The organism is Aquimarina sp. U1-2, from assembly GCF_017897595.1.
In the GTDB taxonomy this organism is placed as follows: Bacteria; Bacteroidota; Bacteroidia; order Flavobacteriales; family Flavobacteriaceae; genus Aquimarina.
Window position 1 is genome coordinate 284001 of the sequence record NZ_JAGKIK010000002.1, and the last position, 21922, is coordinate 305922.

Here is a 21922-nt window from a genome sequence, read left to right on the forward strand (position 1 = left end):
TCAATATAAAATATATAGTCAAACAACACATTATGAAATCAAACAAAAACACCACTGTACGTATGATAAGGGTTTTGAAGTTAAAAGTAGTATTCCTTCTAATTGGATGTTGCATTGCCTGTCAAAACGATGATGATCAACCACAACAGGACAATGCTAAAAAAGGCTTTTGGTTGGCCGCAGATAAGGGATATGTTTTAGAAATTAACGATACAAAAAATACATTGTTTAGTATAAATTCTACAGGATGTACAATTTTGGAAGATAATCTTGATTTTGAAGCATCTTTTGGGTTCCCATTAGACCTAGATAGTCCCGATGAATTAGTAGGAATTTCAAAACTTTCAATAACGACTCTTAAGTTTGAAAGGCTGGCAGATCAAAGCGAGCTGTGTCTTCCTGATCAAGTTTTTAATACCAACGATCCTAAAATTAACTTCGACTATTTCTGGAATTTATTTAACGAATATTATGCCTTCTTTGAAAGACGAAATGTGGATTGGGCCCAATATAAGAATATGAGAGCGCAAATAACTTCCGAAAATTTCTACGACATTTTGCAGGAACTGATTCTTCTACTTAACGATGGACATGTTAGCATTTCTGATGAAAGCAGGGGTATAAACATCAGCTCTGGGGATGTAGCACTTTTGAATCGCTTAAATGCTAGTTTAAGTGGCGATTTAGTGATTCAATCTCAAGAAGATTATGATACTTTATACAATCGAAAATTAGAGATTATAGCATCAAGGTACCTTAAAGGCGAATTTGAAATAGACGATCAGCAAAAAATAGCCTGGGGATTACTTAACGATAGTACAGGATATATCAATAGTTTAGAGATGCAAGGGTTTAGCACTACAGAAAAAACAGAATTAGAGGTACTCAATACCGTATTGGATAGATTGATGAATGATTTTAAAAGTGCAGGAATTTCAAAATTGATTATCGATATGCGTTTTAATGGTGGGGGTTATGATAGAGTATCGTTGGCTATCGCGTCTCGTTTTGCGAATAGGGAGCGATCGGTATTTTCAAAAAAAGCTCGATTAGGAGCTGGATTTACCGAAAGTACATCGGTTGCGATTAGTCCTCAAGGTGATTTTCAATTCACAGGTGAAATTATACTACTTACAAGTGCTATCACAGCCAGTGCAGCAGAGATTTTTGTTCTTTGTCTCAAAGATTTTCCTTATGTAACTATAGTAGGAGAAAACACGAATGGTATATTTTCTGATGTTTTGGTGCATAAATTACCTAACGGGGCTTTTGTAGGATTATCAAATGAAGTATACGAAGATGCACAGGGAACCATTTATGAGGGCGTGGGCATTGGTCCAAAAGAGACCGATATGGTACCTCTGTTTTCTAATAGCGATTTTATAGAAGAAAAGGATAGTGGTATAGATCGAGCTCTCGAAATACTAAATAATTAGTAACTATAAAATTAATAGTCAATCTGAATCTGCTAAAGATTTTATGTGCCATTGGGGAGGTACAATCTTTACAGGTTCAGTTTACCAATAGTATACAAGTTCATATTGGATAGCAATTTTGATCTGCAACTATATTAAGTTAAACTCGTGTATTAGCTTAAAATTTAAGTGAATTTGGTATGAGATGATCAAGTCTTGAGCACAAAAGAAGACTGGTTTTCAAAACGGAATTAACTCGTTAACCTTTTGAAAAACCAGATGTGTTTCCCAGCCTCGATACAATAGAAAGTCGGCAAGTTTTTTTCGTTTTTTATAGGGATTACTTTCTTGAAGGGAAGCAAGTTTTTTTTCAGCTAGACGATGAAATGAATTGATATACTCATGTTCAGGAATTTCTTTTAGCGCTGTCTTAATATTATAATTCGAAATTTCGCGGTATTTAAGTTCTTTTGTAATACGTTGTCTCCCCCAGTTTTTGATACGAAATTTGCCTCTGGCAAAACTTTTGGCAAACCGCTCTTCGTTTAAAAAATCATGTGCCAAAAGATGTAAAATAATTTTTTCTTTAGCTTCGGGGATTAATGTCATCGTATGTAGTTTGGTCTCTATCTCTTTATGACATCGTTCTTGATACGCACAAAACCGCTCCATTTTTTTTAGAGCTTCAGCTACAGTTACAAATTGTGTTGTTTTTTGATGCATTATTGCAAAGATACTAACAATTTCTTGGTAACCCGATCTCTTTTCGAGGGCCATTGTTTTATGCTCATTTTGGTATTAACCTGAGTCCGATTGTTATTTTGTTGCATGATATTCGTTTACTTTTGCCAATCTGGTCGAGCCCTTCGCCAGAGCTCAGGACAGGCTCAGTCGAGAACTGGTATGAAACAAAAAAACCCAGCTTACAAAGCCGGGTTTCAGTTTTTACTTTATCAATTCACCGTTTTTGTCGTGAAAATGATATTCTAAATACGTGTAAGCGTCTCTAGGTACAATTTTTACCCATCGTTTATGGTCAAAAAACCATTTTGATCGGGTAGATGGAAATCCTTTTGTTAAAAAAGCGGCTATAAAAGGATGCGCACTTAGTGTGATCTTTTTATGCTCTTTTTTTATTAATTTTTCTAATTCGACCTTAATCTTTTCTATCAAGACTATTGGCGCCTCAACTTCGCCATTAATTCCGCTAGGATCATCCTCGCGAGTTTTGATATTCATTTCTGGTCGCACACGTTGTCGTGTGATTTGAATCAAGCCAAATTTACTTGGCGGTAAAATTTTATGCTTTGCCCTGTCATCTTTCATCTCTTCTCGCAGATGATTGAAAAGCGTTCTGCGATTATCAGAATTATTCATGTCTATAAAATCGACTACAATAATACCTCCCATATCTCGAAGACGTAATTGTCGGGCTACTTCAGCTGCACTTATAAGATTAACTTCTAGTGCAGTATCTTCTTGGTTTTTGGCTTTATTAGAACGGTTACCGCTATTTACATCGATAACATGCATAGCTTCTGTATGCTCGATAACTAAATAGGCTCCCTTACTCATTGAAACCGTCTTACCAAAACTTGTTTTGATTTGCCTTTCGATACCATATTTTTCAAAAATAGGTACTTTAGCGTTATGAAGTTTTACGATTGATTCTTTTTTGGGTGCAATTTCTTGCAGATACTCTTTGATTCTGTTGCAGAGATCTTCATCATCTACAACAATAGAAGTAAAGGTGTCGTTAAATACATCTCTTAAAATAGAGGATGCTCTATTCATTTCACCTAACACTTTTGATGGATGATGTGCTTTGTATAATTTTTTACACATAGCTTTCCAACGATCCACCAGATTTTGCAAATCTTTGTCTAGTTCTGCTACTTTCTTGCCTTCTGCTACGGTACGAACAATAACTCCGAAACCTTTGGGTTTGATACTTTTTACAAGTCTCTTTAAACGTTCTTTTTCTTCTGAAGATTCTATTTTTTGAGAGATAGAAATTCTACTAGAAAAAGGAACTAACACAATATATCTTCCGGCAATCGAAAGCTCTGAGCTTATTCGAGGGCCTTTGGTGGATATAGGTTCCTTTACGATTTGTACGAGTAGCGATTGATTTGATTTTAACACGTTGGTTATCGTACCGTGTTTGTCAATATCATTTTCCAAAGGAAAATCCTTTAGAGAATAATTTTTCAATTTACCTGTGCTTACACGCTTGATGAATTTAAGTAAAGAAGAAACTTGAGGACCCAGATCATGATAATGCAAAAATGCATCTTTCTCGTAGCCTACATTAACAAATGCGGCATTAAGACCAGGAACAGATTTTCTGATTTTGGCGATAAATATATCACCTACAGAGAAATTGCTGTCGTCTTCTTCCTTATGTAATTCAATCAGTTTTCCATCCTTTAGTAAGGCAAAATCCGTAGAGGAACCGGATCTAATGATCAATTCTTTGTTCACTCTGATAAGATTTTTATCCCGCTCCCCATAATTACAGGGCATCGGAATGGATTAAACAAATTTTTCACAGGAATTTTTATAATTCCGTTGAAATAAAACATATAATTCGGTAGTCATGATTGTTTTATTTCGATTTCAAAGAACATTACTTTTAACTAGAAAAAGTAGTTAGAAAACTACTTTTTCTTATGGCGATTGGCTCTTCTTCTTTTTTTACGCTTATGCGTAGCTACCTTGTGTCTTTTTCGTTTTTTACCACTTGGCATAGTGTATACTGTTTATTTATTATTATTTAACTTCTACGTTTGTTTTTACACCTTCCACAAATACCTTAGCTGGCTTAAACGCAGGTATGTTGTGTGCAGGAATTTTGATAGTCGTATTTTTTGAAATATTACGCCCAGTTTTTTCTGCTCTGGTTTTGATAATAAAACTTCCAAAACCTCTTAGATAAACATTGTCTCCGCTCTCTAAAGAACTTTTTACTTCTTCCATAAAGGTTTCCACAGTGGCTTGAACATCTCCTTTTTCTATTCCTAGCTTTTCTGAAATTTTTGCTACGATATCTGCTTTAGTCATTATATTCCTAGTTTAGGGGTTTTTTAAATTTTCAAGGGGGCAAATATATGAATTTAAATTCCAAAATATCAATACTTAAGATGAAATTATCATCTTTATTCGATTAATTTTGCAAAACAAACATTTTTGTAATGAAATTTTCTAAAAAACTCATAACGTGGTACTTACATAATAAAAGAGCAATGCCATGGAGAACAACCACAGATCCTTATCATATTTGGCTTAGCGAAATTATATTACAACAAACTAGAGTTGCTCAAGGATTACCTTATTATTTGTCGTTTACTCAAACCTATCCAACTGTTTTTGATCTAGCCAATGCCAAGGAAGAAGAAGTATTAAAGTTATGGCAAGGACTCGGATATTATTCGAGAGCGAGAAATTTACATACGACAGCAAAATATGTGGCTAGTAAATTAAAGGGGGTGTTTCCTAAAACCTATAAAGGGCTGCTCGAATTAAAAGGAGTAGGAGATTATACAGCAAGTGCTATCGCTTCAATTTGCTATAATGAGGTGGTACCGGTTGTAGATGGGAATGTGTATAGGGTGTTATCTCGATATTTTGGTATAACGACACCTATTAATAGTACAAAGGGTATAAAAGAATTTAAAGAATTGGCCAGTGAACTAATTGATCATGAAAATCCTGCGAATTACAATCAAGCTATAATGGAGTTTGGGGCGTTACAGTGTAAACCAAAAAATCCATATTGTATTGTTTGTCCGTTTAATGACAGTTGCGAAGCATTGAAACAGGCTAAGATTAATCAATTACCTGTTAAACTGAAAAAGTTAAAGATCAAAAAACGATACTTCAATTATTTGGTGTTTATCATCAACGAAAAGCAAACTATAATTCGACAGCGTAAAGGAAATGGGATATGGCAAGGTTTATACGAGTTTCCTCTAATTGAAAATCAAGATAACGTTAAGGATAGTATCACGTCTAACCGTGTATTTTTAGATATGATTAAAAAGACATCATATGACATAACACCATATAATGACGAGTATATCATTCATAAATTGTCCCATCAACACTTATTTACTAAATTTTATATAATTACGACAAAGAACATCCCTGCAGTAGAAGAACATCAAAAAGTTGTTACTCTTGAAGAGATACATCAGTATCCTGTTCCCATACTGTTGGGTAATTTTATTGACTCTTTTTTCTTGTTGAAAGCGTAAAATAATGGTAAAAGACCATCGCAAATAAGTATAACTTTTTTTACTACGAAATATACAAACACTGGTTTTGCTACTCTGTTACCTTCCGAGGATAAATATTTATCAAATTTTTATTACATTTACTTAGCAACGCAGATTTTGATAAACGAATAAAAAATAAGTTGTACGAATGTAGCGTTATTTAAATTGGTTATTATTTCTTTGCTACTTTAAAATTTTAAACAATAAACCATGTCAGGAACATTAAATAAAGTAATGCTTATAGGGCATACAGGTGATGAAGTAAAGATGCATTATTTTGAGGGAGGAAACTGTATAGGCAGATTTCCGCTCGCAACTAATGATTCTTATGTGAATAAGTCTACAAATGAACGAGTAACTTCAACAGAGTGGCATAACATTGTGGTTAGAAATAAAGCTGCAGAAATTTGCGAAAAATACTTAAATAAAGGAGATAAAGTGTATATCGAAGGTCGCCTTAAGACCAGAAAATGGCAAGATGATCAAGGTAAAGACAGGTACAGCACAGAAATACAGTGCACAGACTTTACTTTTTTAACTCCAAAAAACGAAAATCAGCCTTCTGGATCTGCACCGCAGTATATACCTCAATCAAGTGCTCCTGTTGTTTCTGCGCAGGCAAGCTCTTCTAATACTGTAGTAACTCAAGAAGAAGACGATCTTCCGTTCTGATATGTTTAATTAAACCCAAAGAATTTGGACCCTGATCCTGAACCGATATTCATTTTGTTACTAGTTTTTGATTGGATGCAAACCTTTAATTTGGTGTTGCTCATCACATTACTTGTTAGTTCTGCGTTAATATCTGGTAGCGAAGTCGCTTTATTTTCTTTAACTTCAAAAGATGTAAAAGAAGAAGAGACTGATACGAAAAATGGCGAAATCATTGCAAAGCTATTGAGTAATCCTAAAAAGTTATTGGCTACCATACTGGTCGCTAATAATTTTATTAACATCGCCATTGTGCTTTTGTTCGACGCTATTGGCGAGGTGTATTTTAAGGACCTCAATTATTATTGGTTGGGCTGGATTAATGTGCGATTTGTTGTTGAGGTTGGTGTAGCTACCTTTTTAATTTTGCTATTTGGAGAAATTCTTCCTAAAATTTATGCAAGTAGAAACCGGGTAAAGTTTTCCAAATTTATGGCAAAACCTCTTGGTGTTTTAGACTGGATATTGTCCCCGATAAGTCTTCCAATGCGTAGAATAACCGTTGGGATTCATAATAGATTAGGAAAACAAAAATCAAATTTGAGTGTGGATCAATTATCCCAGGCACTCGAGCTTACATCAGATCAAGATACAACAATAGAAGAAAAGAAAATACTCGAGGGTATTGTATCTTTTGGCAATACAGATACAAAACAAGTGATGAAACCGCGAATAGATATTTTTGCACTCAATAATGCTAGTACCTATAAAGAAATCATGCCTCAAATTGTAGAAAATGAATATTCTAGAATTCCGGTATTTGAAGAAAATATAGATAATGTAGTAGGTATTTTATATGTAAAAGATTTATTACCCCATGTAAATAAAAGTAACTTTGACTGGGTCTCTTTGTTAAGGGATCCGTATTTTGTACCAGAGAATAAAAAGTTAGATGATTTGCTCAATGACTTCAAGGATAAAAAAAATCATTTGGCTATCGTTGTTGATGAGTATGGTGGTACAAGCGGATTAATTTCTCTTGAAGATATTATAGAAGAAATTGTAGGTGATATAAGTGATGAATTTGATGATGAAAATCTAATATTCTCTAAGCTTGATGATCATAATTTTGTTTTTGAAGGAAGAACCGCACTCAAAGATTTTTATAAGATTTTAAAGCTTGAAGATTCTAGCGTTTTTGAAAATAAAAAAGGAGATTCTGAAACTATTGCCGGTCTTCTACTCGAAATATCAGGTAATTTTCCTAGGCGAGGAGAAAAATTAGCTTTAGATCGCTATGTTTTTAAAATTGAAGCATTAGATAATAAGCGAATAAAACAAGTAAAACTTACGATAAAAGAAGACAACGATGCGTAGCTATCTTATCATTATTATGGTTTCATTAGGGCTGTATTCGTGTGGTGACGAGGTCCTGCCAAAACCAAAGGGAATGTTAAGGCTAAGCTATCCTACTCCCAAGTACATAGAAGTGGTATCACCCTGTCCGTATGTTTTTGAAAAAAATGAATTTTCAGAACTACAAAAAGCAATACGGAACAAAAAATGCTGGTATAATTTAGAGTATAAAAAACTAAAAGCAACACTATACATTTCTTATTATGAGGTAAGAAACAACTTAGATGCTTTGCTAAGAGATGCACAAAACTTAACACAAGAGCACGTTGTAAAAGCTGACGGAATTTTACAAGAACCTTATGCCGATCCTAAAAATAAAGTATATGGTATGTTTTACGAAGTTTCAGGCGATGCCGCATCACAATCACAATTTTATCTTACCGATAGTGTTACACATTTTCTAGTGGGTTCTATATATTTTAAGGTAAAACCCAATTATGATTCCATCCTTCCGGCAGCAGATTATTTACGAAATGATATGCGACATTTAATGGAATCATTACGATGGAAAGAATAAGCTAAAAATTATAGTTAATTTTATTCCAAAAGAAGTCGAATGCGTTGATAATTTCATAATTTTCGCACTTAAGGTAAGGGAATGCAAAATATAAAGCTTAAGTGGATTTACTTAACCGTGCTATCATTAATCTGGGGAAGTTCTTTCATTTTAATTAAAAAAGCACTTATTGGTCTTTCACCCCTACAATTGGGCGCATTACGAACAGTTTTTGCTGCACTCTTTTTATTTTCCATAGGTATAAAAAGTATTCGATCTATTCGAAAAAAAGAATGGAAATGGATCGCTATCTCTGCATGTGTAGGAACCTTTATACCCGCTTTTTTGTTTGCTTTTGCAGAAACTGAAATTGATAGTGGGATAACTTCGATTCTTAACTCATTAACTCCTCTAATTACATTTATACTTGGTATTGTATTGTTTTCTATCCACTTTAATAAGAATCAACTTGTAGGTGTCATTATTGGTCTTGTTGGAAGTGTTGGATTAGTTTGGGAAGGTGCTATCATTAATCCGGATCAAAACTATAGCTATGCGCTTTTGGTTATTCTTGCGACATTTGGATATGGAACCAATGTTAATATCATAAAGCGACATCTACAACAAGTCTCACCTATGGCTATTGCAAATGGTAATTTTATTGTACTTATTATACCAGCGTTTTTGATATTAATAGCATCAGGTTTCTTTACTCCAGAAATTCTGACAGATGATAAGATGCAGACCAGTATTGGATATATGGCGCTATTAGCCATTTTTGGTACTGGCATTGCCAAAATTATGTTCAATAAATTAGTTCAAATTAGCACTCCTGTTTTTGCAAGTTCTGTTACTTATACGATGCCGATAATAGCCCTAATTTGGGGATTGTGGGATGGCGAAAAATTTTCGGGTTATCAACTCTTAGCATCGGGCGTTATTATTTTCGGGGTGTATTTAACGAATAAAAACAGGTAGTTTTTCACGGTCATTTTTCTAAATTAACAAGCTTTTAAGGTTAAAACGTTCTTAAATTCTTATTTTTAAGAGAAAAAGCTTGAAATTCTGAAATAAGTACATGTAAAATTCAATTCTGATCAAAAGTTAGTTTGTGATTTACTAATCGTTATATCTTAGTGTATTAAAAAACTATTCTTTTGACTAACAGATTTTGATTTCTTCACCTTTGTAGACGAACTTAGATGTATTTCAATCTTGATTATCGAGTATACTATAAAAATTTTGAACAAATGAAACGAGCATTAATAAATTTTAAAAATTACTTCACAAAAGGGAATGTTTAAAATTTTTAATGTGAGAGCGTAGCGCTTACATACGTTCTCAATTTTTTAATTATTTCGTTTCCAAACAATTAAAAAGATTTAAACGTATGAAACGAATAGTAATAAGTTTCTTCACTTAAGGGAATGTTTAAAATTTTTAGTGTGAGAGCGTAGCGGTTACTTACGTTCTCAACTTTATAATTAACGAATTATCAAATAATTAATAAAATTTAAACGCATGAAAAAATCCACTCTTCCCGTTATATACGGAATAGTAATCGCAATTGGTCTGATTGTATATTTTTCACTTCTTTCGCTTGTAGGTGTTCAAACAAACCCGGTTTTCAGCTTAGGTAATGGCTTTATTGTAGCTTTTGGATTATACACAGCTATGAAAAAATATAAGAAAGAAAAAGGAAGCGATTATGAATATCAAAAAGGTTTTATGGCTGGATTATTTACCGGTTTTAATGCCACGCTTATTTTCACCATTTTTTTCGCCATATACGTTACGCATATCAATACTGATTTCTTGCCAGAAATGCTAGCTAATTGGAGCTCTCACTATCATGTAGGAGTCGGTATTGTAGTATTTATTGCAGCAATTATGGGATTTGCCACTACCTTTGTGCTTACACTATCATTTATGCAATTATTTAAAGAAAGTTGGAATCAGACAAAAAACACTAAAGCGTCTCCAGTCGAAGCATAAAATAATTTGTCAATTAATTAATTAACAGTATATTTGCACCCGCCTATTTAAAATAGGTGATGTTCTTGTAGTTAAAATAATTAATTAAATGTTACGCTATGTACGCAATTGTAGAGATAGCAGGGCAGCAATTTAAAGTTGCAAAAGACCAAAAAGTATTTGTACATCGTTTAGCAGGAGAAGAAGGAGATAAAGTTTCTTTTGACAAAGTTCTTCTTGCTGCAGATGGAGACTCGATTACTTTAGGCGCCCCAGCTATAGATGGAGCTCAGGTAGGAGCAAAAATCACAAGACACCTTAAAGGTGATAAAGTTATTGTTTTCAAAAAGAAGAGACGAAAAGGATACCGTGTAAAAAATGGTCATCGTCAGGCGCTTACTGAAATTGTTATTGAAAGCATTGTAACTTCTGGAGCTAAGAAAGCTGCTCCTAAAAAAGAAACTAAAAAAGCTGAACCAAAAGCAGAAAAAGAAGTGAAAGCGGCTGCTCCAAAAACTGAAGCTAAGCCTAAGACAGCGGCTCTTAAAAAAGAAGAGGCGCCAAAAGGAAAAACTGAAGATTTGAGCACTAAAACCGTAGCTGAATTGAAAGAAATGGCAAAAGCTGCCGGAATTTCTGGAATATCTTCTATGAAGAAAGCAGAATTAATTGAGGCTTTACAAGCAAAATAAAACGACGGTAGGTAACACTACGAGTATTAACCATATAAAACCTAAAGAAAATGGCTCATAAAAAAGGAGTTGGTAGTTCGAAAAACGGTAGAGAATCAGAATCGAAACGCTTAGGTGTAAAGATATTTGGTGGACAAGCTGCCGTGGCTGGTAACATCATTGTAAGACAAAGAGGTACAGCCCACAAACCAGGTGAAAATGTGTATGCAGGTAAAGATCATACACTACATGCCAAAGTTGATGGTATCGTAAAATTCACTAAGAAAAAAGATAATAAGTCGTATGTGTCTATAGAACCATTCGAAGCTTAAGAAAATATGATTTTAAAGTAAAAACCCTCTTTAGCAATCCGCTAAAGAGGGTTTTTTAATTTTGTTACATTTTTTCTTATTATTTTTGGTAGTAGTAAATCCTGATTATATAGTGTTGTGGTCACTACTACTCAAGGATTACATCTTTATGTGTTCTATAATCAAATGTGAAAACTCTTTTAAATATTAGATTGGCTAATCAATAGCTGCTTTTGCTGGCACTGCCAAAGGATATGATATCCCGAGGCTTACCTCGAAATTGAAGAATTGTTTTCAATGAATGCCTCGTGGGCTTACAAGGTAGTTTATTCTCTTGTAATTTCAATAACATCAAACTTCATGATCCCATTGGGGACCTGTATTTCTGCTACCTCACCAACACTTTTTCCTAAAAGACCTTTTCCGATAGGTGAATCTACAGAAATCTTACCCGATTTAAGATCAGCTTCACTTTGCGCGACTAACTTATAGGTCATATTAGCACCATTAGTTTGATTTTTTATTTTTACGGTAGAATGAATTAAAACCTTTGATGTATCAAGCTGAGATTCATCAATCAAACGAGCACCAGCCAGCGTTTCTTCTAATTTAGAAATTCTCATTTCCAAAAGTCCCTGAGCCTCTTTTGCAGCATCATACTCAGCATTTTCACTTAGATCTCCCTTATCACGAGCCTCTGCTATAGCTTGCGACGCTTTTGGACGTTCGATATCTTTAAGATGATTCAATTCGTCTCTTAATTTTTTTAGCCCTTCTGCAGTATAATAAGATACTTTGCTCATAACTTCATCGTTTATATAAATACAAAAAATCCCATCGGGATGGGATTTTTTTTCAAAGATAACAAAAATTTTACTGAGGTTTATAAATTTACGTAATTTGGCAAAACAATAACAGCGTTATGAAAAAGATAGTTTTTTTGATCTGTATATCCTTAATTTTCTCTTGCAATAGTGATGATGGTCCTAATAATCCATTTCTACCTAGTGTATCCGTTAATTTTCAAGTTAATCTCAATTTACCGCAATACAATAGATTGGAATTTCCTGGAGGAATTGAAGTAGAAAGAACTGCCGGAAGAGGTTTAAAAGGTGTGATACTATACAATCAGGACGGGACTCAATTTTTTGCTTACGAATTGAGTGATCCAAACCTAGATCCAAGTCTTGCTTGTTCTACATTAACAGTAGAAGGATCCAGAGCTTCTTCGAATTGTAATGGAAATGAAAATATCTATGAAATTACGTCATTCGGACAACAGATTCAAGGAGAAGGTGGGTTTGCACTTTTGCAATATCGTATTCGACGGGACGGAAATATTTTAACCGTTACCAACTAGTGCTAAAATATTACTCGAATTGTTGCCAATTGTAATGCCAATCTTTCCAAACGACTTCAAAACCTTTGTTTTTTAATAGCTCTGCGAATTTTTCGGTAGGTCTTTCGTCTGATATTTCGAATTGCTCTAAAGATTCGGGTTGTACCACATATCCGCCAGGATTTGTTTTTGATGCTGCACTTATAGATGTGATGCCCAGATTAATACTATTTTCTCTAAAATTCTCACTTTCTCTTGTAGACATTGATAACTCAACATCTTCATCTAGCAATCTATAGGCACATATCAACTGTACCAAATCGACATCTGTCATTTCGACTTTGGGCTCTAAACCGCCACTATAAGGCCGTAGTCTAGGGAAGGATATAGAATATTTGGTTTTCCAATAGGTTTTCTGTAAATATTGTAAATGTAACGCTGTAAAAAAGCTATCTGCTCTCCAATCCTCAAGCCCAAAAAGAGCGCCTAATCCTATTTTATGAATTCCTGCTCTACCCAACCGATCCGGAGTTTCTAATCGATAATTAAAATTGGATTTTCTGCCCTTAGGGTGATGTTTTCTGTATGCTGACTTATGATACGTCTCTTGGTAGACCAATACTGCATAAAGACCACTTTTGATTAACGGTTCATAATCCTCCTGATCCATAGGTTGTACTTCTATCGAAATATTTGCAAATTTTGATTGTATCAGTTGAATAGCGTTGTTTATATAGTCAACACCAACCGTTTTGTTAGCTTCGCCGGTAACCAAAAGAACGTGATCGTAACCCTTTGATTTAAGAAAATCAGTTTCCTTTAAAATTTCTTCATTTGTAAGCGTTTTTCTAGGAATTGCATTGGTCATACTGAAACCACAATACGTGCATATATTCTGGCATTCGTTACTCAAATACATGGGGGCATACATCTGCATCGTATTTCCAAAACGTTTTTTTGTAATAGCACTACTTAGCTGCGCCATATTTTCTAAATATGGTCTTGCCGCAGGAGAAATTAATGCTTTGAAATCGTCTAAAGTTCTCTTTGAAGTACTTAGAGCGCGAAGAACATCTACCTCATTCTTAGACATTATACTATCTAAAACTTCATCCCATTGAAACTGACCGAATATGTTTTTAAAGCTATTCATTTAAAAAACTTGTTAAGGGACTACTCGCTTCTGCATGGTTTTTTACCGGAGCAAGTTTTGCTTTATAGGCTAACCTACCTGCTTCTACTGCCAATTTAAAAGCTTTTGCCATTTCAACTGGTTGTTGAGATACCGCAATTGCTGTATTTACCAGTACGGCATCTGCACCTATCTCCATAGCATGAGCAGCATGAGAAGGACTGCCTATACCAGCATCTACAATCACAGGAACATTACTCTGGTCTATAATAATCTCAAGAAAATCTAATGTTTTTAAACCTTTATTACTGCCAATGGGGGCTCCTAAAGGCATCACACACTGTGTACCCACTTCTTCTAATCGTTTGCACAAAACGGGGTCGGCATGAATGTAAGGCATGACCACAAAGCCTAATTTTACCAATTCTTCTGCTGCTTTTAAAGTCTCTATCGGGTCTGGTAATAAGTATTTGGGATCCGGATGAATTTCTAGTTTTATCCAATTGGTTTCTAAAGCCTCTCTTGCCATTTGTGCTGCAAGAATTGCTTCTTTAGCATCACGAACTCCTGAAGTATTCGGCAATAAATTAAGTTGTGGATGATAAATATGATATAAAATGTCATCATTTTCGTTAGTGACATCCACTCGTTTTAAAGCCACTGTAACTAATTCACTTTCAGAAGTCAATAGAGCGTCTTTCATAAGTTGCGAAGAACTGAATTTACCAGTCCCGGTAAATAGGCGAGATCGAAACTCTTTATCCGCTATTTTTAATGTATCCATAATCTAAGAGTTCAATGTGTTTTTTATGGTATTAATTCTTTCTTTTAGGTTTTCATCTTTTGTAAGCATCCCCGAAACAGCCACCCCCGAAATTCCAATTCGCATAAGGATATCTATATCTTCTTGTTTTATTCCTCCTACGGCTACAATAGGAACGTTTACAATGTTATTTTTTAATTCTTTAAGAATCTGCTCATATCCTTCAATTCCTAAAACGGGACTTAATTCTTTTTTTGTGGTCGTAAATCGAAATGGGCCTAACCCTATATAATTAACTCCAGCTTCACTATGTTGTAAGCAATGATCAACAGTATTTGCGGTTCCCCCTATAATAAAATTATCTCCCAATACATTACGCGCATCTTTTGGATTCATGTCTTGCAAACCTAAATGCACACCATCAGCCCCTACAATTTTGGCAACATCGACTTTATCATTCACAATCATTATTGCACCAAATTGATCACAAATTTCTCTACACCGAATAGCCGTATTGATACTTGTAGCGAGATCAACATCTTTTAGTCTAAGCTGAATCCATTTACCACCTGCTTTGCATACTTTGATGATATTATAAAGATGTTCATCTGGTGTTTTTCCTTGGGAGATATACTGTAATTTTTCCATAAGAATTCAGAAGTTAAGTAATTTAGGAGTTAAGAATCTTTTTACAGTAAGCATTAAGAAGTTTATTAACTTCAACTAACAAATCAGCCTCTTCATTAATGTTTTCTTGATATGACAAATCTCTTGTAAGTATTAAATAATATCTACATTCTTCCAAAGAACCTTGAGCTATATTAAAAAATCTTAATTTATCTTTCGTTCCTTTCTTTTAATATCCCTCTGCAATATTAGCCGCGACAGAAACTGAGGCTCTTCTAAATTGACTCGATAAGCCATATACTTCAGAATTGGGAAAATTTTGTGTCAGTTCATAAACTTTCAGAACAAACTGATGTGCTTTTTGCCAAACAACTAGATCTTCAAAAGATTTTGATGTATTCATTTTATTAAACTTAACTTCTTACTACTCAATTCTTAAATTCTATATTCTGTGATACCCAAGAAGGGTTTTATTAGACCGAAGAATTTGCTCAGTATATCGTTTTGCTTTAAAGCAAGCCTTCAGTATTGGGAAACCTAAAGCCAAATAAGCGGTTATCGCTGAAGAAAGTATGCAACCACTGCCATGTTTGTCTGATATATTTTTCCCCTTAGGATTTAGCACAAAATGATTTCCGTTATGGATAAAAAAATGATCTATTCCTACATTATCCTTTATATGCCCGCCTTTGAGTAAAACATTGGTTTTATTATGGATATATTTTATGGTTTCTTCAACACTTTTGCTCAAAAACAACGCTTTGATTTCATGATAATTTGGAGTTAGCAAATAGACCTTGTTTAAAATCACCTCAAATCGTTTTTCACTTTTCTCTTGGGTTTCTGATGATAAATTATGAAACTCAAAACTAGAGCTAGCTTTCAATACTGGATCAAGCACAATTTTTACTTTTGGATTTTTTTGAAGAAGTATATCGATAATCTTATGCAAAACTTCCCAATTCTGCACAATCCCAATTTTTACAACGTCAATTTTAAAACGATTAAAAAGAATTTCGATTTGTGTTTTAATGATTTCAATATTCACCCAATAACATGCTTTAAAATTAATATCAGTTTGGATGGTATTAGCCGTGCACACCGCCAATCCATATACTTTAAGTGCTTCAAAGGTTTTGATGTCTGCCGTAACTCCGGCTCCACTCGATGGATCAAAACCAGCAATCGTTAATGCACAAGGGCGAGATTTCAATTTTTTAGTGTTTAATTTGTTTAAAGATGGTTGTATACTTTTTGTATAGTACAATAAAACTTTCTATAGGGTTTTTCGAATTCCAAATTCCGCCTAAAATACCTACTCCTTTATATCCTAAATTGAATGTTTTTTGTAGTGTGTGTTGATTAACACCACCCATTCCGACGACAACTTCTTTTAAGTCGCAAACATTAAAAGCTTGTCCTATGTAATCTGTCTTAGAAATTGAATTGAAAACGGGACTTAGCAAAACATAGTCAAAATCGACTACGCAACTTTTAATAGTTTCTTTAGAATGAAAAGCACTACTTACGGTTAACCCTCTTGCTTTATAATCCTCTACATACGTATTTACATTTTGCTGTAAGCATTGCCGTAACCGTTCTTTAAGATGTATGCCTTTACATGAAAACACGGTACTCAATTCGTGATATTGGTGTAGTACAACGCGATCATGGTATATAGGCTCAACCTCTTGAATTAATGCTTTATATTTTTCTAAATCCATCATTGGTTTCCTTACATGAAGCACTTCTAAACCGTTTTCAAAAAGTTTATTAATTTGATCAGCTTCGTTTTTTATTGCTCGTTCTGAAGTAAGTACGATTAGCATGATTAGCCTTTTTATGATTTACAAATAAACTTTGCTTCCTTTTTCTTTGAATTCTTTTGCTTTTTCCTGCATTCCTTTCTCAAGGGCTTTTTGATCATCAATTTCTTTTTTGGCTGCATAGTCTCTTACCTCTTGCGAGATTTTCATAGAACAGAATTTTGGCCCACACATACTACAAAAATGTGCAATTTTTGCACCTTCGGCGGGCAATGTCTCATCGTGATATGCTCTGGCCAATTCTGGGTCTAGTGAAAGATTAAACTGATCTTCCCAACGAAACTCAAAACGCGCTTTACTAAGGGCATCGTCACGATGTTGTGCTACAGGATGTCCTTTGGCCAAATCTGCCGCATGCGCTGCAAGTTTATAGGTAATTACTCCTGTTCTTACATCTTCTTTGTTGGGTAATCCCAAATGTTCTTTTGGTGTTACGTAACAAAGCATTGCAGTACCGTACCAGCCAATCATAGCGGCTCCAATCCCAGAAGTTATATGATCGTACCCAGGTGCAATATCGGTAGTAAGTGGCCCTAGTGTATAAAAAGGAGCTTCGCCACAAGCTTCTAATTGCTTATCCATATTGGCTTTGATCATGTGCATGGGTACATGCCCTGGTCCTTCGATAAAAGTTTGTACATCATGTTTCCAGGCTATTTTGGTTAACTCTCCCAGTGTTTCTAATTCTGCAAATTGAGCCTCGTCATTGGCATCGGCAATACACCCCGGACGTAGTCCGTCACCTAAGGAGAAGGCTACATCATACGTTTTCATAATCTCACAAATCTCTTCAAAATGCGTATATAAGAAACTTTCTTTATGATGTGCTAAACACCATTTTGCCATGATAGACCCTCCTCTAGAAACAATCCCAGTAATACGCTTGGCCGTCATGGGCACATAGGCTAGCCGAACTCCGGCATGAATTGTAAAATAATCTACCCCTTGTTCTGCTTGTTCAATTAGGGTATCTTTAAAGATATCCCAAGTCAACTCTTCGGCTTTACCATTTACTTTTTCTAAGGCTTGATATATAGGCACTGTGCCTACGGGTACTGGTGAATTGCGAATGATCCATTCTCTGGTTTCATGAATATTTTTTCCTGTAGAAAGGTCCATGATATTATCTGCACCCCATCGGCATGCCCAAACTGCTTTTTCTACTTCTTCTTCAATACTTGATGTGGTAGCCGAGTTTCCGATATTAGCATTGATTTTCACCAAAAAATTTCTACCCAAAATCATGGGTTCGCTTTCTGGGTGATTTATATTTGAAGGGATCACGGCCCTACCTCTTGCAATTTCGCTTCTAACGAACTCTGGCGTGATAACCTCTGGAATGTTAGCTCCAAAATCTTGTCCGGGATGTTGTTTTGACAACCTTTTGGCTTCTTGTATTTTTTGATTTTCGCGAATGGCTACATACTCCATTTCAGGAGTTATAATCCCCTGTTTGGCATAATACATTTGCGAAACATTTTTTCCTTTTTTTGCTCGTTTAGGTTTACGTATATGATTAAACCGTAAATGGTCTAACCTTTTATCATTTAATCGTTCATTGCAATATGTTGAAGTGAAATGATCAAGTTCTTCTACGTTACCCCTGTCAAGAATCCATTGCTCGCGAATTCGCTCTATCCCGTTATGAATATCTATCTTTTTTAAAGGATCTGTGTAGGGACCACTAGTATCATAAACAATTACAGGTTGATTTGGAGTTCTTTTCTGCGTAAAGCTATCTACTGTATCTGAGAGCGAAATTTCGCGCATCGCCACCTGAATCTGAGGATGTATTTTTCCTTGCACATATATTTTTTTTGAACTTGGAAATGGTTTGGTGGTTATTACCTTTTCCTGTGGTGCTGTATCTTTTTTCTTCATGAATATCGTAATTGTGTGTTAAGCTTTTCTATTAATTTTATGATATCTCCTTTTAAGGAGAGAGAGAAGTAAGATCAGGGGATTTGATGTGACACCCTCATCTTAACCTTCTCCCTCGAAAGAGAAGGGACTCATAATTGCTTATGAACAAACTATTAGCCTCCTTGTGTTGCTTGAATAATGATTACTTGATCATTTTCTTGAAGTACAGTTTCTAACCAATAATCTTTACCAATTACGGTGTTATTTATGGCAACTGCTATTCCGTTAGCAGTAATACGAAGCTCATCTAGCAAATCATGTACAGAGCTGTTTTTGGAAACTGATTGTGTTTGATTGTTTACGTTTACGGTCATATTTTAAAACTATTTCCATAAACTTTAGGCAGCATTACCTATATAGAGAAGAAAAACCACAAATAAAATTGTGATTATAACTTTTCCCTTCGTCGGTATTAACCGCATCAGGTTCAAAGGGTATTTCTCAGACCTAAACCAAAGTTTAAGGACACCCCTAAAGTTTATTTATATAAAAATACTGAAACTTAGATGAAAAAAGAGGTTAAAATATTTTTTTAACCTCTTTTTTCTTAAAATTTTAATGTTGCTCCGACTAAGAAATTAATCCCTGCCTGAGGATAAAATCCAGTAAAATATGCTGTTCTCACTCCTGTAGCGCTTTGGTTATCTGGGAAATCACCTAATGCAAAAGCATAGCCATTCGATTCATATTCGAGATCAAATATATTATTGATCAATCCTGTGAATACTATTGATCTAAAAACAGAAAACCCTTTAATTTCGTAAACCACATTCAAATCATTAACAAAAAAGCTATCCAGTTTGAGATTGTCATTATCTAGATTTGTAAGCTGCTGTTCTCCCACAAACTTTGACAGAAATCCAAGTTGAAGTCCTTTTGCAGGCTGGTAAATAAGCATATTGCCTGCAACTATACTAGGTGAATATGAAATTTCTGTATCCCCTAAGTTGGTGAGTGCACCATCAACTGTCGCAACAAAATCTACATTTCTATTCGTACTAAGCGCGATATTAGGTTTCATTCTAAATGCATTTAGTAGCTGAATATCGGCATCAATTTCAATTCCTAAACGATAACTTTCACCACTTGTTTCTCGAATAGGCGCTCCCACATCGTCTAAAGCACCAGTCAATACCAATTGATTTTGATATTGCATGTAATATACATTGGCATTCACTACAGTATTTTCATGATTGTATCGCCATCCTAATTCGAAATCATTTAGGGTCTCGGCAGTAGTAATACCATTTTCAAAATCGTCACGTCTAGGTTCTCTGTTCGCTCTGGCATAAGAAGCATAAAGCTGGTGCGAAGGATTGATTTGATACGTAAAACCTGCTTTAGGGTTGAAGAAATTAAAGTTTTCATCGATCACTAGAGGTTCTCCTGTAGAAGCATCACCTGTAGTATCATAGTTGATAAACCGACCTTGAAGATCTAAAAAGGCACTCCATTGATCATCAATTCTATAGGTAGCTTTTCCGAAAATGGTAAATTCATCTTTTTTTCCGTTTCCGAAGTAATACTGATCGCGAATTTCAGAACCGCCAGCATTTTGAGCCCATATCACTTCTCCAAAATGATCACCATCGTAGTGGCTAAAATATGTTCCGAAATCAACATCAATGGTGTTGTTTTTGTAATTTGCGGTGGCATTAATTACATAAAAATCGTTGTCTAACCATCTACGGCGGATCAGATCGGTTGTATTGATGGTATCATTAGCAATAATGATCGGGGTAAAGCCGTAGTCGGCAAAATCCTCATCCTCTCTATATTGCTCAAAAAAACCTCTGCCGTACGTATAATTTAAGCCTAGATTTGTAGACCAGTTATTGTTATACCTTTGATTCCAATGTAATTGATAATGATCTTGTTTGTAGTCATCAACTTCGTTGTCATAAAAACGAGTGTTTCCCTCATCATCAGTATACCGCCCTATAGGGTTAAATGTTCTATTTTCTTCTAGAGTTTCAGCATCTATACCATCCCATGATTGATAGGTAATATTATGACCTCCAAAAATTATCGCTTTGATTAGTGTATTATCATCTACATACGAGCCTTGTAGAAAATAGGATTTTAAATCTGCAAAAGCACGATCTATATAACCGTCTGAGACAATATTTGATAGTCGACCTGCAATTTCAATATGGTCATTTAATAACCCGGTACTAAACTTAACATTGTGCCTACGCGTACCAAATGAACCAAAAGAGTTTGCAATTTCTGCACGAGCCTCTTCAGAAACAGCGTCTGTTAATAAATTTAAACTTGCCCCAAAAGCTCCAGAACCATTAGTTGAGGTACCTACTCCTCGTTGCAATTGCAAATCTTCGATTGATGAAGCAAAATCTGGTAAATTTACCCAAAATGTACCCTGACTTTCTGCATCATTAAACGGAATTCCGTTTAATGTTACATTTACGCGAGAGGCATCGCTACCTCTAACTCTTATGTAAGTATATCCGATTCCTGTTCCGGCATCGGTTGTGGTTACCACACCTGGCAGATAATTTAATAATATTGGAATATCCTGACCAAGATTGCGCTCTTCAATTTCTTCTTTGGATAAATTCGAGTGTGTAATAGGCGAATCGGCATCTACTCGCACAGATTTCACCAACACTTCATCTAGTTTTTCCATTCCGTCAGGAATAGAATCTTTTTGCACTTCTTGGCCCAACATTGTTACGTAAGCAAAGAAAAATACAACATAAAATAATAAACGTTTCATTCGTAAATTATGGTTTACGAATAAAAGGGGTAATTATTCAGCTATTAAAAATTAATTGATATATGTAAATGCGCAATGGTTTGCGAATTTATATTTGATCATAGTTATATAAATTTTTACCGCACCATCTCGCTCGTCACAAAAAGTATATTCGCTTTTTTGCTCCGCTGTCCCTTGGCAGCATTACCCGCCCAGGTTCATTGGGTATGATCTCAGCCTATTCGAGTTACGAGTTACGAGTTACGAGTTACGAGTTAAAAAACTCAAAACTCTGAACTCAAAACTCAAAAACTGGAAAAAAGCACCCCTTTGAGATTTAACGGCAAAAGTACTATGTTTTATTGATTTATTGTAACTTTATTTC

Annotated in this window: 22 protein-coding genes, 1 pseudogene and 1 riboswitch; of the genes and pseudogenes, 10 read left to right on the forward strand and 13 right to left on the reverse strand. The window is 34.9% G+C overall.

Annotated elements, in window-relative coordinates:
- The first annotated feature begins 32 nt into the window (after window positions 1-32).
- Window positions 33-1436 (forward strand): S41 family peptidase, encoded by a 1404-nt coding sequence (locus tag J8281_RS04085; RefSeq protein ID WP_210196318.1) that lies wholly within the window; start codon window positions 33-35, stop codon window positions 1434-1436.
- A 219-nt stretch (window positions 1437-1655) separates the two neighbouring features.
- Here J8281_RS04085 and J8281_RS04090 read toward each other — a convergent pair whose 3' ends face one another.
- The 3 genes from J8281_RS04090 to J8281_RS04100 form a co-directional block, all read right to left on the reverse strand.
- Window positions 1656-2192 (reverse strand): regulatory protein RecX, encoded by a 537-nt coding sequence (locus J8281_RS04090; RefSeq protein ID WP_371812579.1) that lies wholly within the window; start codon window positions 2190-2192, stop codon window positions 1656-1658.
- Window positions 2193-2360: 168 nt separating this feature from the next.
- Window positions 2361-3899: a ribonuclease E/G gene (locus J8281_RS04095; protein ID WP_210196319.1), complete on the reverse strand. Its 1539-nt coding sequence runs from the start codon at window positions 3897-3899 to the stop codon at window positions 2361-2363.
- 288 nt (window positions 3900-4187) lie between these two features.
- Window positions 4188-4478, reverse strand: a complete 291-nt coding sequence (locus J8281_RS04100; RefSeq protein WP_024768281.1) for an HU family DNA-binding protein — start codon at window positions 4476-4478, stop codon at window positions 4188-4190.
- 131 nt (window positions 4479-4609) lie between these two features.
- Between J8281_RS04100 and mutY the strand changes: the two genes are divergently transcribed.
- The 8 genes from mutY (at window position 4610) to rpmA (ending at window position 11232) form a co-directional block, all read left to right on the forward strand.
- Window positions 4610-5671: an A/G-specific adenine glycosylase gene (mutY, locus tag J8281_RS04105; protein ID WP_210196320.1), complete on the forward strand. Its 1062-nt coding sequence runs from the start codon at window positions 4610-4612 to the stop codon at window positions 5669-5671.
- Between the two features lie 231 nt (window positions 5672-5902).
- A complete protein-coding gene (locus tag J8281_RS04110; RefSeq protein ID WP_210196321.1) occupies window positions 5903-6364 on the forward strand; it encodes a single-stranded DNA-binding protein in 462 nt (153 codons plus the stop codon).
- Window positions 6365-6388: 24 nt separating this feature from the next.
- Window positions 6389-7720 carry a gliding motility-associated protein GldE gene (locus J8281_RS04115; protein ID WP_210196322.1) on the forward strand — a complete coding sequence of 444 codons (1332 nt, stop codon included), beginning with the start codon at window positions 6389-6391 and terminating at the stop codon, window positions 7718-7720.
- The gene (gene gldD / locus J8281_RS04120; RefSeq protein WP_210196323.1) at window positions 7713-8276 is read left to right on the forward strand and encodes a gliding motility lipoprotein GldD; all 564 of its coding nucleotides are present in this window, start codon (window positions 7713-7715) and stop codon (window positions 8274-8276) included. The genes J8281_RS04115 and gldD overlap by 8 nt, the downstream gene beginning before the upstream one ends.
- An 81-nt stretch (window positions 8277-8357) precedes the next feature.
- Window positions 8358-9233 (forward strand): DMT family transporter, encoded by an 876-nt coding sequence (locus J8281_RS04125; RefSeq protein ID WP_210196324.1) that lies wholly within the window; start codon window positions 8358-8360, stop codon window positions 9231-9233.
- Between the two features lie 543 nt (window positions 9234-9776).
- On the forward strand, window positions 9777-10250 hold the full coding sequence (locus J8281_RS04130) for a DUF4199 domain-containing protein (RefSeq protein WP_210196325.1): 474 nt from the start codon (window positions 9777-9779) through the stop codon (window positions 10248-10250).
- Window positions 10251-10348: 98 nt separating this feature from the next.
- Window positions 10349-10921 carry a 50S ribosomal protein L21 gene (rplU, locus tag J8281_RS04135; protein ID WP_210196326.1) on the forward strand — a complete coding sequence of 191 codons (573 nt, stop codon included), beginning with the start codon at window positions 10349-10351 and terminating at the stop codon, window positions 10919-10921.
- Between the two features lie 50 nt (window positions 10922-10971).
- Window positions 10972-11232 carry a 50S ribosomal protein L27 gene (gene rpmA / locus J8281_RS04140; RefSeq protein WP_210196327.1) on the forward strand — a complete coding sequence of 87 codons (261 nt, stop codon included), beginning with the start codon at window positions 10972-10974 and terminating at the stop codon, window positions 11230-11232.
- Window positions 11233-11537: 305 nt separating this feature from the next.
- Here the strand turns inward: rpmA and greA are convergent, their stop codons facing one another.
- A complete protein-coding gene (gene greA / locus J8281_RS04145; protein ID WP_210196328.1) occupies window positions 11538-12014 on the reverse strand; it encodes a transcription elongation factor GreA in 477 nt (158 codons plus the stop codon).
- A 119-nt stretch (window positions 12015-12133) separates the two neighbouring features.
- Between greA and J8281_RS04150 the strand changes: the two genes are divergently transcribed.
- The gene (locus J8281_RS04150; RefSeq protein WP_210196329.1) at window positions 12134-12571 is read left to right on the forward strand and encodes a hypothetical protein; all 438 of its coding nucleotides are present in this window, start codon (window positions 12134-12136) and stop codon (window positions 12569-12571) included.
- Window positions 12572-12581: 10 nt separating this feature from the next.
- On the opposite strand, the gene thiH is transcribed toward J8281_RS04150, so the two are convergent.
- The 9 genes and pseudogenes from thiH to J8281_RS04195 all read right to left on the reverse strand — a co-directional run bounded on the left by thiH (window position 12582) and on the right by J8281_RS04195 (window position 21558).
- Window positions 12582-13703: a 2-iminoacetate synthase ThiH gene (thiH, locus tag J8281_RS04155; RefSeq protein WP_210196330.1), complete on the reverse strand. Its 1122-nt coding sequence runs from the start codon at window positions 13701-13703 to the stop codon at window positions 12582-12584.
- The gene (locus J8281_RS04160; RefSeq protein WP_371812582.1) at window positions 13696-14469 is read right to left on the reverse strand and encodes a thiazole synthase; all 774 of its coding nucleotides are present in this window, start codon (window positions 14467-14469) and stop codon (window positions 13696-13698) included. Before J8281_RS04160 ends, thiH begins: the two co-directional genes overlap by 8 nt.
- Window positions 14470-15093 carry a thiamine phosphate synthase gene (locus J8281_RS04165; RefSeq protein ID WP_210196332.1) on the reverse strand — a complete coding sequence of 208 codons (624 nt, stop codon included), beginning with the start codon at window positions 15091-15093 and terminating at the stop codon, window positions 14470-14472.
- A gap of 22 nt (window positions 15094-15115) precedes the next feature.
- Window positions 15116-15475, reverse strand: a pseudogene (locus tag J8281_RS04170) (four helix bundle protein).
- A gap of 39 nt (window positions 15476-15514) precedes the next feature.
- Complete coding sequence (locus tag J8281_RS04175; RefSeq protein ID WP_210196333.1) at window positions 15515-16285, reverse strand: hydroxymethylpyrimidine/phosphomethylpyrimidine kinase; 771 nt, start codon at window positions 16283-16285, stop codon at window positions 15515-15517.
- 4 nt (window positions 16286-16289) lie between these two features.
- Window positions 16290-16901, reverse strand: a complete 612-nt coding sequence (locus tag J8281_RS04180) for a thiamine phosphate synthase (RefSeq protein ID WP_210196334.1) — start codon at window positions 16899-16901, stop codon at window positions 16290-16292.
- Window positions 16902-16919: 18 nt separating this feature from the next.
- Window positions 16920-18779 carry a phosphomethylpyrimidine synthase ThiC gene (thiC, locus tag J8281_RS04185; protein WP_210196335.1) on the reverse strand — a complete coding sequence of 620 codons (1860 nt, stop codon included), beginning with the start codon at window positions 18777-18779 and terminating at the stop codon, window positions 16920-16922.
- 155 nt (window positions 18780-18934) lie between these two features.
- Window positions 18935-19135, reverse strand: a complete 201-nt coding sequence (thiS, locus tag J8281_RS04190) for a sulfur carrier protein ThiS (RefSeq protein ID WP_210196336.1) — start codon at window positions 19133-19135, stop codon at window positions 18935-18937.
- A gap of 67 nt (window positions 19136-19202) precedes the next feature.
- A riboswitch (TPP riboswitch) is annotated at window positions 19203-19304 on the reverse strand.
- A 64-nt stretch (window positions 19305-19368) separates the two neighbouring features.
- The gene (locus J8281_RS04195; RefSeq protein ID WP_210196337.1) at window positions 19369-21558 is read right to left on the reverse strand and encodes a TonB-dependent receptor domain-containing protein; all 2190 of its coding nucleotides are present in this window, start codon (window positions 21556-21558) and stop codon (window positions 19369-19371) included.
- Window positions 21559-21922: the final 364 nt, after the last annotated feature.